The organism is Raineyella fluvialis (genome assembly GCF_009646095.1).
Lineage (GTDB): Bacteria > Actinomycetota > Actinomycetes > Propionibacteriales > Propionibacteriaceae > Raineyella > Raineyella fluvialis.
Window position 1 is genome coordinate 2,788,108 of record NZ_CP045725.1, and the last position, 14,261, is coordinate 2,802,368.

Genomic DNA, 14,261 nt, shown 5'->3' on the forward strand with positions numbered 1-14,261 from the left:
GCGATCGAGGCGCGGGAACGGGTCGAGGGGAGCTGGATCCAGGTCAGGGCCATGGTCAGGCGCCGGCGCCTTCCTGGGCGACGTGCGCCACCGCGGTCGGGTCGTCGATGCCGTACGTCGTGAACGCCTCGGCGGCGGCACCGGCGCGGTAGGAGCCCTGTGCCTCCAGTGCCTCCAGGGCCGCGACCACCATCGACTGGGCGTCGATCTGGAAGTAGCGGCGCGCGGCGGCACGGGTGTCGGCGAAGCCGAAACCGTCCGCGCCGAGCGAGGTGAACGGCCCCGGGACGTACGGCCGGATCTGCTCCTGGACGGCCCGCATGTAGTCGCTGACCGCGACCACCGGGCCGGTGGTCGTCGACAGCTTCTGCGTGACGTACGGGACCCGTCGTTCGGACGCCGGGTGGCCGAGGTTCCACTTGGCGCACTCGATGGCGTCGCGGTTCAGTTCGTTCCACGAGGTCACCGACCAGACGTCCGCGTCGACGTGCCACTCCTCGGCGAGGATCCGCTGGGCTTCGAGGGCCTGGGGGACCGACACGCCGGAGGCGAGCAGGCGTACCCGGGCATAACCGTGGTCCTCGGCGGGCCGGAACAGGTGTAGGCCCTTGAGCACCCCTCGACGTCGAGGTTCTCCTCGGGGCCGGGCTGCTGCACCGGCTCGTTGTAGACCGTCAGGTAGTAGATGACGTTCTCGCCGTCCGGATGCTTCGGGTCGTCGTGCCCGTACATCCGGCGCAGCCCGTCCTGGACGATGAGGGCCAACTCGAAGGCGAACGCGGGGTCGTAGTGGACGACCGCCGGGTTCGTCGACGCGATCAGCGGGGAGTGCCCGTCGGCGTGCTGCAGGCCCTCGCCCGTCAGGGTCGTGCGGCCGGCGGTGGCGCCGAGCAGGAAGCCGCGCGCCATCTGGTCACTGGCCGCCCAGATGAAGTCGCCCACGCGCTGGAAGCCGAACATCGAGTAGAAGATGAACACCGGGATCATCGGCTCGCCGTGCGTGGCGTACGCGCTGCCCGCCGCGGTGAACGAGCCCAGACCGCCGGCCTCGGAGATGCCCTCGTGCAGCAACTGACCCGCGGGCGAGGACTTCCAGGCCAGCAGCAGCTTGCGGTCGACCGACTCGTAGGTCTGGCCCTTCGGGTCGTACAGCTTGGCCGTCGGGAACATCGAGTCCATGCCGAAGGTCCGGAACTCGTCCGGGGCGATCGGGACGATCCGCTTGCCGATCTCCGCATCGCGCATCAGGTCACGCAGCAGCCGGACGAACGCCTGCGTGGTGGCGACCTTGGCCTTCGGGTTGCCCGGCGCCATCAGCTCCTTGTAGACGCTGTCGCCCGGCAGTTTGAGGGCGCGCGGCTTCACCCGACGCTCGGGAACGGCGCCACCGAGCGCGGCGCGGCGCTCGCGCATGTACTGCATCGCCGGGGAGTCATCCGCCGGCTTGAAGTACGGCGGGTGGTAGGCGTCCTCGAGGGCAGAGTCCGGGATCGGCAGGTGCAGCCGGTCGCGGAACGCCTTGAGGTCGGCCGAGGTGAGCTTCTTCATCTGGTGCGTGGCGTTCTTCGCCTCGAGGGCGTCGATCGTCCAGCCCTTCACCGTCTGGGCCAGGATCACGGTCGGCTGGCCGACGTGCTCCATGGCCGCCTTGTACGCCGCGTAGACCTTGCGGTAGTCGTGGCCACCGCGGCCGAGGCGCTGCAGCTGCCGGTCGGAGTAGCCCTCGACCATCCGCTTCAGGGTGGGGGTGTCGAAGAACTTCTCCCGGATGTAGGAGCCGTCCGCGATCGAGTAGGTCTGGAACTGGCCGTCCGGAGTGCTGTTCATCTTGTGCAGCAGCGAGCCGTCGTGGTCCGCCGCCAGCAGCGGGTCCCAGTCGCGCGACCAGAGGACCTTGATGACGTTCCAGCCTGCCCCGCGGAAGAAGGACTCCAGGTCCTGGATGACCTTGCCGTTGCCGTCGACCGGCCCGTCGAGCTGCTGCAGGTTGCAGTTGATGACGAAGGTGAGGTTGTCGAGCTCCTCGCGGGCCGCGCGGCCGATGGCGCCGAGGGACTCGGGCTCGCCCATCTCACCGTCGCCGAGGAAGGCCCAGACGTGCTGCTGCGAGGTGTCCTTGATGCCGCGGTTGTGCAGGTAGCGGTTGAACCGGGCCTGGTAGATCGCGTTCAGCGGGCCGATGCCCATCGACACCGTGGGGAACTCCCAGAACTCCGGCATCAGGCGCGGGTGCGGGTAGGACGACAGCCCGTTGTGCGGCCCGCGCGAGACCTCCTGGCGGAACCCGTCCAGGTCGTACTCGGTCAGTCGGCCCTCGAGGAAGGCGCGGGAGTACATACCGGGCGAGGCGTGGCCCTGGAAGTAGATCTGGTCGCCACCTCCGGGGTGGTCCTTGCCGCGGAAGAAGTGGTTGAAGCCCACCTCGTAGAGGCTGGCGGCGCTCTGGTAGGTGGCGATGTGGCCGCCGACCTCGAGGCCCTTGCGGTTCGCCTTGGACACCATCACGGCGGCGTTCCAGCGCAGGGCCCGACGGATCTCGCGCTCGGTCTCCTCATCTCCCGGGAACAGCGGCTCGTCGGCCGTGCTGATCGTGTTGATGTAGTCCGTGGACCGGAGCGAGGGCAGTCCCACCTGGCGCTGCCGCGCGCGGGCGAGGAGCTCAAGCATGATGTAGCGAGCTCGGTGGGGACCCTTCTGCTCGAGGAGCCCGTCGAAGGAGGAGATCCATTCCTCTGTTTCTTCGGGGTCCACATCGGGGAGCTGGCTGGGGAGGCCCTTGGCGCTGGGCGCCGGGCGGTCACCGGGATTGGCCATGCATCGTCCTATCCGTTCATGCCGACCTTGGTCGTCGTCCTGAAATGTCGATCCTTGTGCGATCAGCCACAGCGTACGTTCGGCGTGCCTCCCCAGCCTAGTGGTCCACTTCGGGCCGTGGGACGGCCTTGGGGACGGGGAAGTCGCGGAGGTGTGGGCGTGACGTCGGGCCTGGGGTCTGGCAAGGTGGTGTCCACACTTCGTGTGTGCCACTTTGACGTACCAATGAAAGGGGAAACCTCCGTGGCCAGCGACGCCGCAGGCCGTCTGGGCCTTGCCGCCGGCCAGCTCGTTCAGGAGCTGGGCTGGGATGAGGACGTGGACGACACGTTACGCATCGCGATCGAGGACGCCGTTGACGGCGAACTCGTCGAGGACGCCGTCGAGGCGGTCGATGTCGTGTTGTTGTGGTGGCGGGACAGTGACGGCGACATCGCCGACGGTCTCGTCGACGCGTTGACGGACCTCAAGAACGATGGGGTGATCTGGCTGCTGACCCCGAAGGTCGGTCGGGACGGGCACGTCGATCCCGCCGACATCGCCGAGGCGGCGCTGACGTCAGGGCTCGCCCAGACGTCCACCACCACCAGCATCTCGGGCGACTGGAGTGCCAGCAAGCTCGTGCGTCCGCGGGGCAGCCGGCGCTGATGCTGCCGCCGTCCCCGTGGTCGGGCGGGTGGTCCCGGAGTTCCACGGCTTTGACCAGCGCGGGGATGATTTCGATCTGAGTGCGTGGCGCGGTCGCCCGGTGCTGCTGTTCTTCTTCGCCTTCGCCTTCAGCTCCGTCTGTCGTGACGAGCTGGAGAACCTCCGCGACATGGCGTATCTGTTCGACGCGGCCGGCTGCCGGATCGTGGCCGTGTCGACGGACACCACGTTCGCCCTGCGCGAGCTCGACCGGCAGTTGGGGCTGGGGTTCAGCCTGGTCTCCGACCACTGGCCGCACGGGTCCATCGGGCGTGCCTACGGTGCGTTCGACGACAGGTTGGGCTGTGACCGTCGGCAGTCGTTCCTGCTCGGGCCGGACGGCACACTGGTCTGGAACAAGGAGGGGGACTTGCCGTCGATACGCGACATCGGCGAACACCTGTCCGCCGTCCACTACCATTTCCCGCAGTGATTGCGGTTATAGTTTCTGCTTGCCCATCGGGGTGTACGAATCGGGGCGCATAGCTCAGTTGGTCAGAGCGCCTGCCTTACAAGCAGGATGTCGGGGGTTCAAGTCCCTCTGCGCCCACCATTGCCGCGAGTGCTGCCTGCCTCCTCGTGTTTCGTTCGCGCTCAGGCGGGTCCGTCCGGGTGGGCTTATGATGAGTGACGGAGATCACACGAGTACGGGTGGGCCGTGGGGTCGTCTCCCACGCCACTCTGCCGAAGGCAGCCATCGCTGTCCTCAGGTCACCGCGTTCAGCGAGGCAACCATGTACGCCAGAGTGTCCAATCAGAAGGTTCCTTTCGACAGGGACGACATCGTCACGCAGATCCGCTCGGTCGTCGACAAGCTCAATGACCAACGGGGGTTCGTCATGTTCTCGAGCAGCTACGACCATGAGGCCGGGATCCTGGGTGCCATGAGCGTGTGGGAGACCGAGGACGATTTCCGGGCCAGCCTCGGCACGACGCTCGCCGCGCGCTCCGAAGCCCTGTCGGCTCTGGGTGGCCAGGCCCTCGACGAACCCCGTATGTACGAGGTCGTCTTCTCCGAACTCAATGGCGGGCCCGCTCCGGGGGCGATGCTCATGCTGACGCCGGGCAACGTGGAGGCGGCCAACTTCGACAGCGCAATGGCAGACTTCCGTGACCGGGTCGTGCCGAGGCTCAAGCAGTTGCCCGGATTCCTGGGAGTCCAGCAGCTCGTCGACCGGACCACCGGGGAAGGGATGACGGGCACCGTCTGGAAGGACTCCGAGTCGTTGGAGAAGGCCTGGGAGGCGACGGAACCGATGCGCGCCAAGAGCGCCGCCCAAGGGGTGGCCTTCGGTACGTCGTCACGCCGGGAGGTGCTCTTCGCGACGACCAGGTGACGGGCCTTTCTCAGCGGAGCCGTCCCGGTGGTCGGGTGCGTCACCATGGAGGTCATGACCACCGAATGGCCCGATATCGCCCCGATCCGCACTGCCGTCGCCCCCCGCTCCGAGGGTCCTGACGGGCGGCCCCTGCTTCTGCTGCTGCACGGCTTCGGGTCGAACGAGAACGACCTGCCCGGGATCGTCCCGCACCTGGGCGCCGGCTGGGACTGGGTGTCCTTGCGCGGGCCGTACGACACCGACGGAGGTGGAGCGGCCTGGTTCCCGATCAGCGTCCCGGGGCGCCCGGAGCGGGGCCCGGTGGAGGCTGCCGTGGCCGGATTGTTGGCCTGGCTCGACGCGGCCACGCAGGGCCAGCCGATCGTTCCGGTCGGGTTCTCCCAGGGCGGGATGATGGTCACCGAACTGCTCCGTCACCGTCCGGAGGCCTTCCCGGGTGGGGTCGTGATGTCCGGCTTCGTGGCGCCCGAGCCGATGCCCGGTGACGACCGGCTGGCGGAGCGCAGGCCCCCGCTGTTCTTCGGACGGGGGGAGGAGGACCGGGGCATCATCCCGCTCGAGGCGTTCGAACGGACCGCGGCCTGGGCCGAGGGCCACACCACCCCGACGGTCCGGGTCTACCCCGGACTGGGCCACGCCATCATCGGTGAGGAACTCGCGGACGTGGCGGCGTTCCTGGATGGTCTGGGCCTCACCGAGTGAGTCGCGAACGGCCGGTGGCGGACCTCCAAGGCCCGTCGCCGGCCGTTCAGTGTGACAGGAGGGTCAGAGGACGCGCATCCGCTCGCCGTTGATGTAGACGCCGGAGGAGGTGGGCTCCTCGGTGCCCTCCACCCGGTAGACCTTGGCCTCGGTGTCCTCGGCCAGGAAGGCCTTCGGCTTGCCGCCGACCCAGTGGATCGCCGCACCGTCGTCGACGCCGTAACCGCTGGGCAGGCTGCCCTCGCCGATCGCCTCGGCGAAGATCGGGGCGCGGTCGCCCTCGGAGTGGTAGTGCGAGCAGAAGGATCCGGGCAGCACGCCAAGGCCACCCTTCCAGGCCAGGATGGGGCCGAACGAATCCGTGGTGGACCCCTCGTAGAAGGCACCGCCGCCGGCGGCGTAGCCCGCGATGACGACATCGCGATCCGACTCGATCATCCGACGCAATCGGGCGGACACCCCGTGGGCCTCCCAGAGTGCGAGCAGGTTCACGGTCAGCCCGCCACCGACCACCACCACGTCGGCCTCCTCCAGGCGCGACACCGAGCGAGCCGCGTCATGCCAGAGCGTGGCGACGATCGGGCGAATGCCGAGGGCGCCGTACGCCGTGAGGAACCTGTTGATGTAGCGCGGGTCGTCGGCCGACGCCGTGGGGAGGAAGCAGACCACCGGATTCGGCTTGCCCGCAAGGTCCACCACGTACTTGTCCAGCTTCGTTGCTGCACCGGTGGGCGATGTGGAGAAGCCCCCGCCCCCATGGTCACGATGTGAGTCGTCATGGGGTCAGCTTCTCATGGGGCCGGCTCGCCGACGGCGGGAGTCGTGGCGGCGTTATAGACTTCACGTTCGTGGCAGCCGCAGACATCAACGAGACCATCGCCGACCTCGAGCGTGCCCTCGGGCAGATCGAAGCGGTGTCCGACCCGGCCGCCATGCGAGGCGAGATCGCCGAGCTCGAGGAGCAGGTCTCGGCCCCGACCTGTGGAACGACCAGGAGAACGCTCAGCGGGTCACGTCCCGCCTGTCGGCATTGCAGGCCGAGGTGAAGCGCCTCAGCGGTCTGCGCCAGCGCCTCGAGGACCTCTCGGTGATGGTCGAACTGGCCGAGGAGGAGAACGACGCCTCGGTCCTGGACGACGCCCAGAAGGAGGCCGACGCCCTGCGCGAGACCCTCGACGCGCTCGAGGTGCGCACCCTGCTGTCGGGGGAGTACGACGAGCGGGATGCGGTCGTGACCATCCGTTCCGAGGCCGGTGGCGTCGATGCAGCGGACTTCGCCGAGATGCTGATGCGGATGTACCTGCGCTGGTGTGAGCGGCACGCCTACTCGACCGAGGTCTACGACATCTCGTACGCCGAAGAAGCCGGCATCAAGTCCGCCACCTTCCAGGTGAAGGCGCCGTACGCGTACGGCACCCTCTCGGTCGAGCAGGGCACCCACCGGCTGGTCCGCATCTCCCCGTTCGACAACCAAGGGCGCCGCCAGACCTCCTTCGCCGGCGTGGAGGTGTTGCCGGTGGTGGAGGAGACCGACCACATCGACATCCCGGAGCAGGACATCCGCGTGGACGTCTTCCGCTCCTCGGGCCCGGGTGGCCAGTCGGTCAACACGACCGACTCGGCGGTCCGGATCACCCACCTGCCCACCGGCCTGGTCGTCTCCTGCCAGAACGAGAAGTCCCAGATCCAGAACAAGGCGGCGGCCCTGCGGGTGCTGCAGGCCCGGCTGCTGGAGAAGGCGCGCAAGGACCGCGAAGCCGAGATGAACGCGCTGAAGAGCGACGGCGGCAACTCCTGGGGCTCCCAGATGCGCTCCTACGTCCTCCACCCCTACCAGATGGTGAAGGACCTGCGCACCGACTTCGAGGTCGGCAACCCGGACGGCGTCTTCGACGGTGACATCGACGACTTCATCGACGCCGGGATCCGGTGGCGCAAGCAGCAGGAGCAGCTCACCGCCTGACCGCCGACGGCGTGACGCGCCCGGCGATTCTGGTTGCCGGGAAAGGGCGGCGTGCCCGGCTTAGACTCGGCGCGGGCCACCCTTCCCCCTGTCCTCCAGCCGGCCCGCCTGCCATGATTCGTTTTGACAACGTCAGCAAGAAGTACCCGGGGCAGACGCGCGCTGCCCTGAGGAACGTCACCCTCGACATCGACACCGGCGAGTTCGTCTTCCTGGTCGGCCGCTCCGGCTCCGGGAAGTCCACCTTCGTCCGGCTCGTCCTGCGGGAGCTACGGCCGACGCGCGGTGCCGTCCTCGTCGACGGCAGGGACACCTCCGGGCTGCCCGCCTGGCGCGTGCCCAAACTGCGCCGCCAGATCGGAACGGTCTTCCAGGACTTCCGTCTTCTGCCGGGCAAGACCGTCCGCGAGAACGTGGCGTTCGCCCTGCAGGTGACCGGCTACTCACGCCGTGACATCCGCACCCTCGTGCCCGCGTCGCTCGAGATGGTCGGACTGGCCGACAAGCAGGACCGGCTGACCGACGAACTCTCCGGCGGGGAACAGCAGCGGGTGGCCATCGCCCGCGCCGTGGTGAACCGACCGAAGATCCTCATCGCCGATGAGCCCACCGGCAATCTCGACCCGACCACGAGCGTCGGCATCATGAAGGTCCTCGACCGGATCAACCGGCTCGGGACGACCGTGGTGATGGCCACCCATGACTCCACCATCGTCGACCAGCTGCGCAAGCGGGTCATCGAGCTCGACGACGGTGACCTGGTCCGTGACCAGGGCAAGGGCACCTACGGATACCAGGCCTGAGGAGGGTGGGGATGCGATTCCGCCATACGCTGTCGGAGACCTTCTCGGGGGTCCGGAACAATGCCTCGATGATGGTCGCGATCATCGTGACCATGTGGGTCTCGCTGACCCTGTTCGGCGGCAGCCTGCTCGCCGCGCAGCAGATCCAACTGATGAAGGGGCGCTGGTACGACAAGGTCGAGATCTCGATCTTCCTGTGCACCAAGGACACGACGGGCAGCAATTGCACCCCCGGCCAGGACGCGACGCCTCAGCAGATCGCCACCCTCGAGCGGACCCTTCGCTCCGACCCGGAGGTGAAGGAGGTCTACCACGAGTCGAAACAGCAGGCGTACGACGATTTCGCCGCCAGCTATCAGGAGAGTCCGCTCAAGGGGACACTCACGGTGGACCAGATGCAGGAATCGTTCCGGGTGAAGTTGGTCGATCCCGAGCAGTACCGCAGCGTCGTGACCTCGGTGGCGGGAATGCCGGGAGTCCAGGCGGTGCAGGATCTTCGGGAGATCTTCGACCCGCTCTTCCAATGGCTCCGGACCGCGCAATATCTTGCCCTGGGCACCAGCGGACTGCTGTTGCTGGCCGCGGCACTGCAGATCGGCAACACCATCCGACTGGCGATCTTCGCCCGGCGCCGCGAGATCGCCATCATGCGCCTGGTCGGTGCCTCCAATACCTACATCACCCTGCCATTCGTCCTCGAGACGCTCATCGCGGGGGTCGTCGGAGCCCTCTTCGCGGGCGGGACTCTGGTGGCCGGCGTCTATTCGCTCATCATCCGAAAAGCTGAAGTCTCGATCCAGACTTTGCCCTGGATCGGCTGGTCAGAAACGGCAATTGCGGTCGCGGGACTTGCCATTGTCGCGATTCTGCTCTCTATCATTCCCACATTGATAGCAACCACCAAGTATCTGCGCGTGTGATGGGGCACCCGCGCGTCGAGGACAGGGGACAGACAGTGACCACGCCTTCACGGGTCCGGGGATGGGGCCGCCGTTTGGCGGCGGCCGGCCTGGTCGCGGCCCTGGGTCTGGGGTACGCGATCCCCGCCTCGGCCGACCAGCTCGACGACCGCAAACAGCAACTGACCACACAACTGGGCGACGCCAACGATGCCCTCGGCGAATCGAGCAAGGCGCTCGAGGATGCCCTCGCCAAGCTGAAGGCCTCGCAGGGCGAGCTCGCCGCGGCGCAGGCGGCACTCGCCGCGACGCAGGACAAGGTGAGCGCTGCCAAGGCGGAGGACGCCAGGCTCGCCGGTGAGCTGCGCTCCTCGCAGGCGGCATTGGACGAGGCGACGGGCGCCGTCGAGGCCGGCCACCTGGCCATCGACGCGCAGCGCTCGACGATCGGCGAGATCGCGCGCGATCAGGTCCAGCAGCAGCACAACCTGATGGGCGTCGCGGTCCTGGTCCAGCAGGGGTCCGTCGCGGGCTTGCAGACCCGGATCCAACTGTCGACCACGATGATGGAGACCAGCTCGGCCCAGCTCGAGCGGCTCAACCAGCTCCAGGCCCAGTTGGAGGCCGCCGAGGCGGCCCAGGCCGCCGCGACGGCGAAGGTCGCCGCCGACAGGGCCGCTGCCGCCCAGGTCGTGGTCTCGCTGAACGCGCTGATGGCGACCCAGACCGATCAGCAGTCGGCGCTGGCCGCTGCGGTGCAGAAGAACCAGTCCGCCCAGGCTGCCGCCCAGTCCGAGGTGGCCCAGGACACGAAGGCCTACCAGGACCTCTCGAGCGAGCGGGACAAGGTCAACGCCGATATCGCCGCCCGGGACGAGGCCGCCCGCAAGGCCGCCGAGGCGCAGGCCGAGGCGGACCGCAAGGCCCGTGAGGCGGCCGCGGCCCAGGCCGCCGCCGCTGCGGCCGCCGCCGCGAAGAGCAACTCGAGCGGCGGCTCGGGCGCCACGGCCACCGCGGGCAGCAAGTCGAGCAGCTCCTCAGCCACGTCGAGCAATCGCGTCTCGTCAGCCGGGCTGGCGTCGCCGATCCCCGGCGCGCCCATCACGTCGCCGTACGGCATGCGCGTCCACCCCATCACCGGGGTGTACAAGCTCCACGACGGTACCGACTTCGGCGCCGGCTGTGGAACGCCGATCCGGGCGGCGGCCGCCGGCAGGGTGACCCAGCGCTACTACAACGCCGGGTACGGCAACCGGCTCTTCCTCGACCACGGCTCGCTCGGCGGCGCCCGCACTGTCACCTCGTACAACCACCTGTCGAGTTACGCGGTATCGGTGGGTCAGTGGGTCAACCAGGGCCAGGTGATCGGGTACGTGGGGGCGACCGGCTACGCCACCGGGTGCCACCTGCATTTCATGGTGTGGCGCAACGGCCAGATGGTGAACCCTGCGACGGTTCTCTGATCCTCAGCCCCGTCTCCCGGCGTCGCTTGGCGGTTCTGGGATGATGGGGCCATGGTGAAGGAGACGGGGACGAAACTGGTGGCGCAGAACAAGAAGGCGCGCCACGATTACACGATCCACCAGACCTACGAGGCGGGGATCGTGCTGCAGGGCACAGAGGTCAAGTCGCTCCGCAACGGCCACGCCTCGCTCGTCGACTCCTTCGCGACCGTGGATGACGGCGAGGTGTGGCTGCGCCAGGCCACCATCCCGGAGTACAGCCACGGCACCTGGACCAATCACTCCGCCCGGCGCACCCGCAAGCTGCTGCTCAACCGCAAGGAGATCGACCGGATCGAGCGTGACCTCGGAGGCTCCGGGAGCACCTTGGTGCCGCTGAAGATCTACTTCAAGGACGGTTACGCCAAGGTCGAGATCGGCGTCGCGACGGGCAAGCGCGAGTATGACAAGCGGCAGGCGCTGGCCGAGCGCGATGCCCGCCGCGAGACCGACCGTGCACTGGCCGCCCGTCAGAAGGGCCGCCGATGAGCACCCCCGGACCGCGCCGAGTGCTGATGACCCGGCCGATCGGCCTGGTCGTCGCGCTGATGGCGGTGCTGGCCGTCGTCGTTCCGGGTGCGTTCGCCACCCCGGCCCGCGCCGCCGGTGACCAGATCGACTCCTACTCGCTGGACTACGTCGTCCACGAGGACGGCACGGTGGCGGTCACCGAGAAGCTCGTCTACCGCTTCGGCAGCTCCTCCGGACGCCATGGCATCCAGCGCCAACTGGTGACCCGCGAGCCGGAGAAGGACGACACCGCCCACGACATCGCCTACACCTACAGCGACATCAGGGTGAGCAGCCCGGACGCGCCCGCGACCGTCACCACGTCCACCCTCACCTCGTCCTCGGATCCCCGCCGCCAGGACCTGCTCATCCGGGTCGGCGACGCGAACCGTACGATCAGCTCGGCCACGGCCAGCTACGAACTGGACTACACGATCACCGGGGGGATGCGGCACCAGCAGGCCTACGACGAGTTCTTCTGGGACGCGATCGGGACCGGATGGACCGCGACGGTGAACAACATCGCGGTGTCGGTCACCGTTCCGGGCGGGGCGACCGACAAGGCGTGCTTCGCAGGCTCGACCCGGAGCACCACGCCGTGCGACCGGCTGAGCCTCGACGCGGGGGTCGTGCATGCCGGCCAGTCCACGCTGGCCCCAGGCCAGGGCCTGACCGTGTCCGCCCAGATCCGCTCCGGGCTGGTCTCCGACAACCAGCCCCATCTGGTGCCGAGCGCCACCGCGGAGCGCAACCGTGGCCTGGCTGCTGCGGGCGGCCTCACCGTGCTGGTCGCCGCCCTCTCGGCGTTCGTCGGGGCCCGCATCGTCCGCTCCCGCCGGGACCGGCGCTTCCTCGACCTCCCGCCGGGGGTGTTGCCGCCCACCGGGGTGGAGGGAAATGTCGGGGCCTCTCCCCGTGAGCTGACGATCCCGGTGGCGTTCGCCCCTCCCTCCGTCTCCGTCGCCGAAGCGGGCTACCTGCTCGACGGCAGGCTCGACACGCGAGAGACGGCCGCGACACTGATCGACCTCGCCGTCCGCGGCGCCCTCACCGTGTCGGGGGAGGCCGCGAGCGGCTACCGGATCACCCTCGTCGACGCGAGCAGGGCATCGGCCCCCATGAGCGCGCCTTGCTGCAGTCGCTGTTCGCCGGCTACGGGCCGGGCGCCACCGTCGACCTGGGTGAGCCCGGGGGAATGACGGCGGCCCACGACATGATGGTGGCGGTCGTGCGCCGCGAGGTCGGTGAGCGCGGCTGGTTCGTGCACCTGCCCGGGGGCCATGGCGCCCGGCGCGGCGGCGGTTTCGGGCGCGGCTGGCTCATTCTGGCCGTGGGTGGTGCCTTCCTGGGCTCGGCCGGTGGGACCGCCAGACTGCTGTTCCTGGTGCCCCTGCTGCCCGTCGTGATCGTGGCCCTGGTCGTGCGCAGCAGGCTCAGCCGCGGCCAGCGCAGCCCGGTCGGCCGGGCGCTCACCGACCAGGTCGAGGGCTTCCGCGAGTACCTGGCGACCGCGGAGGCCGACCAGATCCGCTTCGAGGAGGGCGAGGACATCTTCTCGCGCTACTTGCCCTGGGCGATCAGCTTCGACCTCGCCGACCGCTGGGCCAGGATCTGCCAGGACCTGGTGGCGGCCGGGCGGCTGCCCGAGGTGCACCCGCTGTGGTACGTCGGGCCGTTCTACCTGCCCGACTTCTCCTGGATCGGCTTCACCGACGCCGTCGCCACGACCGTCGCGCCGGTGCCGACCGTCTCCAGTGGCGACACCGGCTTCGGCAGCGGAGGATCGGCGTTCGGTGGGGGCGGCGGCTTCGTCGGTGGTGGCGGCGGTGGCGGCGGGGGTGGGTCGTGGTGAGCGCTCCCTGAGCAAGGTCAGGGAGGGGTTCAGGGCTGCACCCCATTGGGTCGACCGGCCGCCGGTGGCATCGTGGGGGCATGACCTCGGCGTACGAACACCCCAGTCTCAACCTCCTCGTCTCCGACGAGCAGCGTGACCGCGCCGTCGACTGGCTGCAGCGTGCGTACGCCGATGGCCGGCTGACCGAGATCGAGCTCGACCAACGGCTCGACCAGGTCTTCGCGGCCCGCACCCGCAAGGATCTCAACCTCGCCTTCTACGGACTCGTGCAGCCGTCGCCCACCGCCCAGGCACTGGGGACCCATCCCGCGTACGCGCCGCTGGTCAGCGCCCAGGCACGCGACTCCGCCGGGCGCGGGATCGCGGCGTTCAGCTACTTCTCGGCGCTGTTCACCTGGATCTTCGGCCCCCTGATCGGCTACCTCGTGGCGCCGATGGGATCGGAGGCGAAGCGGCAGGCCGCCAGCGCCTTCGACTTCACCCTCCTCAGCACCGGCGGCATGATCGCCGGCGGCATTCTCTCGGAGATCTGGTCACCGCTGGGAATCATCGCGGGCGTCTCGGCCCTCGCCTGGTTCCTGCTGATGATCGTCGGCGGCGCCAAGGCCGCGGCGGGCGAGCCCTGGGAGAACCCGCTGATGAAGATCTCGCCGATCCGGGTCCTGTCGAAGCCGGCGCCCCGGGCTCTCGGTCGGTGACCCCCAGATCCTGCCGGGGCAGCCGGGAATGAGGACACGCCGGCGTGCGTTATGATGGATGTCTCGCGTGGCTCGTCCTCACCTCAGGGTGCGGCGCACGGGAGCACAACTCAACAGGGGATGATCGGTTTCGACATGGGAGAGTTGTCCCAGGAGAAGCGGGCCGAGGAGCCAGGGTCAACTCGTTAACGACCCCTGGAAACCAATAAGTGCCAACAACAAGCGCACTGACTTCGCTCTCGCTGCCTGAGCAGTGATCGAAGGGTCAGCCCGGGAGTGTTTCCGACCCGGGATCTGGCCTCATCAAGGAGACTTACCCGTCATCTCGCGTCACAGGGCGTGAACGGGGACATTTACTGTGACTGGGCTCGTCCACCACTTGCTGGCGTGAGGGTGGGAGCCGAGCAGAACGTCTAGCCAGCTGCGCCCGGAGAATGTCTGAGCTGCCTTTCATGGACCGGGGTTCGATTCCCCGCATCTCCACCACC

General features: G+C 68.6%; 12 protein-coding genes, 1 tRNA gene, 1 other RNA gene and 2 pseudogenes. 14 read left to right on the top strand and 2 right to left on the bottom strand.

Annotated features, from left to right (window positions below; all coding sequences use genetic code 11):
• Positions 1 to 55 precede the first annotated feature (55 nt).
• Positions 56 to 2,814 (bottom strand): annotated as a pseudogene (gene aceE / locus Rai3103_RS12775) (pyruvate dehydrogenase (acetyl-transferring), homodimeric type).
• 225 nt (positions 2,815 to 3,039) lie between these two features.
• On the opposite strand from aceE, the gene Rai3103_RS12780 reads away from it, so the two are divergent.
• The 5 genes from Rai3103_RS12780 (at position 3,040) to Rai3103_RS12800 (ending at position 5,543) form a co-directional block, all read left to right on the top strand.
• Positions 3,040 to 3,462: a DUF3052 domain-containing protein gene (locus tag Rai3103_RS12780; RefSeq protein ID WP_153573755.1), complete on the top strand. Its 423-nt coding sequence runs from the start codon at positions 3,040 to 3,042 to the stop codon at positions 3,460 to 3,462.
• A gap of 28 nt (positions 3,463 to 3,490) precedes the next feature.
• Complete coding sequence (locus Rai3103_RS12785; protein ID WP_194793130.1) at positions 3,491 to 3,934, top strand: redoxin domain-containing protein; 444 nt, start codon at positions 3,491 to 3,493, stop codon at positions 3,932 to 3,934.
• A gap of 43 nt (positions 3,935 to 3,977) precedes the next feature.
• Positions 3,978 to 4,054: transfer RNA gene (locus tag Rai3103_RS12790), tRNA-Val, on the top strand.
• Between the two features lie 193 nt (positions 4,055 to 4,247).
• Positions 4,248 to 4,838 carry a hypothetical protein gene (locus Rai3103_RS12795; protein ID WP_153572916.1) on the top strand — a complete coding sequence of 197 codons (591 nt, stop codon included), beginning with the start codon at positions 4,248 to 4,250 and terminating at the stop codon, positions 4,836 to 4,838.
• Between the two features lie 54 nt (positions 4,839 to 4,892).
• Positions 4,893 to 5,543, top strand: coding sequence for an alpha/beta hydrolase (locus tag Rai3103_RS12800; RefSeq protein ID WP_194793131.1), 651 nt, complete (start codon positions 4,893 to 4,895; stop codon positions 5,541 to 5,543).
• Between the two features lie 63 nt (positions 5,544 to 5,606).
• Here Rai3103_RS12800 and Rai3103_RS12805 read toward each other — a convergent pair.
• Positions 5,607 to 6,322: pseudogene (locus Rai3103_RS12805) on the bottom strand (Type 1 glutamine amidotransferase-like domain-containing protein).
• Positions 6,323 to 6,391: 69 nt separating this feature from the next.
• On the opposite strand from Rai3103_RS12805, the gene prfB reads away from it, so the two are divergent.
• The 9 genes from prfB (at position 6,392) to ssrA (ending at position 14,259) form a co-directional block, all read left to right on the top strand.
• Positions 6,392 to 7,506 (top strand): peptide chain release factor 2 gene (prfB, locus tag Rai3103_RS12810; RefSeq protein WP_194793132.1). Its coding sequence is split into 2 segments (ribosomal slippage): positions 6,392 to 6,515 and positions 6,515 to 7,506, totalling 1,116 coding nucleotides; the frame shifts between segments, so codons are not numbered across the junction.
• 113 nt (positions 7,507 to 7,619) lie between these two features.
• Positions 7,620 to 8,309 carry a cell division ATP-binding protein FtsE gene (ftsE, locus tag Rai3103_RS12815; RefSeq protein WP_153572919.1) on the top strand — a complete coding sequence of 230 codons (690 nt, stop codon included), beginning with the start codon at positions 7,620 to 7,622 and terminating at the stop codon, positions 8,307 to 8,309.
• An 11-nt stretch (positions 8,310 to 8,320) separates the two neighbouring features.
• On the top strand, positions 8,321 to 9,229 hold the full coding sequence (gene ftsX / locus Rai3103_RS12820; RefSeq protein WP_153572920.1) for a permease-like cell division protein FtsX: 909 nt from the start codon (positions 8,321 to 8,323) through the stop codon (positions 9,227 to 9,229).
• Positions 9,230 to 9,264: 35 nt separating this feature from the next.
• On the top strand, positions 9,265 to 10,671 hold the full coding sequence (locus Rai3103_RS12825) for a peptidoglycan DD-metalloendopeptidase family protein (protein ID WP_153572921.1): 1,407 nt from the start codon (positions 9,265 to 9,267) through the stop codon (positions 10,669 to 10,671).
• 51 nt (positions 10,672 to 10,722) lie between these two features.
• Positions 10,723 to 11,199 carry an SsrA-binding protein SmpB gene (gene smpB, locus Rai3103_RS12830; protein WP_153572922.1) on the top strand — a complete coding sequence of 159 codons (477 nt, stop codon included), beginning with the start codon at positions 10,723 to 10,725 and terminating at the stop codon, positions 11,197 to 11,199.
• Positions 11,196 to 12,419, top strand: coding sequence for a DUF2207 domain-containing protein (locus tag Rai3103_RS18585; protein WP_153572923.1), 1,224 nt, complete (start codon positions 11,196 to 11,198; stop codon positions 12,417 to 12,419). Before smpB ends, Rai3103_RS18585 begins: the two co-directional genes overlap by 4 nt.
• A complete protein-coding gene (locus Rai3103_RS18590) occupies positions 12,350 to 13,072 on the top strand; it encodes a DUF2207 family protein (protein ID WP_194793133.1) in 723 nt (240 codons plus the stop codon). The genes Rai3103_RS18585 and Rai3103_RS18590 overlap by 70 nt, the downstream gene beginning before the upstream one ends.
• 80 nt (positions 13,073 to 13,152) lie before the next feature.
• Positions 13,153 to 13,773: a DUF1707 and DUF4870 domain-containing protein gene (locus tag Rai3103_RS12845; RefSeq protein ID WP_153572925.1), complete on the top strand. Its 621-nt coding sequence runs from the start codon at positions 13,153 to 13,155 to the stop codon at positions 13,771 to 13,773.
• A gap of 116 nt (positions 13,774 to 13,889) precedes the next feature.
• Positions 13,890 to 14,259, top strand: a transfer-messenger RNA (tmRNA) gene (ssrA, locus tag Rai3103_RS12850).
• Positions 14,260 to 14,261 lie beyond the last annotated feature (2 nt).

Bases quoted from the DNA above. Each gene is read 5' to 3' on its own strand.
- Rai3103_RS12780 (WP_153573755.1), top strand. From the start codon at position 3,040: ATGAAAGGGGAAACCTCCGTGGCCAGCGACGCCGCAGGCCGTCTGGGC.
- Rai3103_RS12800 (WP_194793131.1), top strand. From the start codon at position 4,893: ATGACCACCGAATGGCCCGATATCGCCCCGATCCGCACTGCCGTCGCC.
- ftsE (WP_153572919.1), top strand. From the start codon at position 7,620: ATGATTCGTTTTGACAACGTCAGCAAGAAGTACCCGGGGCAGACGCGC.
- ftsX (WP_153572920.1), top strand. From the start codon at position 8,321: ATGCGATTCCGCCATACGCTGTCGGAGACCTTCTCGGGGGTCCGGAAC.
- smpB (WP_153572922.1), top strand. From the start codon at position 10,723: ATGGTGAAGGAGACGGGGACGAAACTGGTGGCGCAGAACAAGAAGGCG.
- Rai3103_RS18585 (WP_153572923.1), top strand. From the start codon at position 11,196: ATGAGCACCCCCGGACCGCGCCGAGTGCTGATGACCCGGCCGATCGGC.
- Rai3103_RS12845 (WP_153572925.1), top strand. From the start codon at position 13,153: ATGACCTCGGCGTACGAACACCCCAGTCTCAACCTCCTCGTCTCCGAC.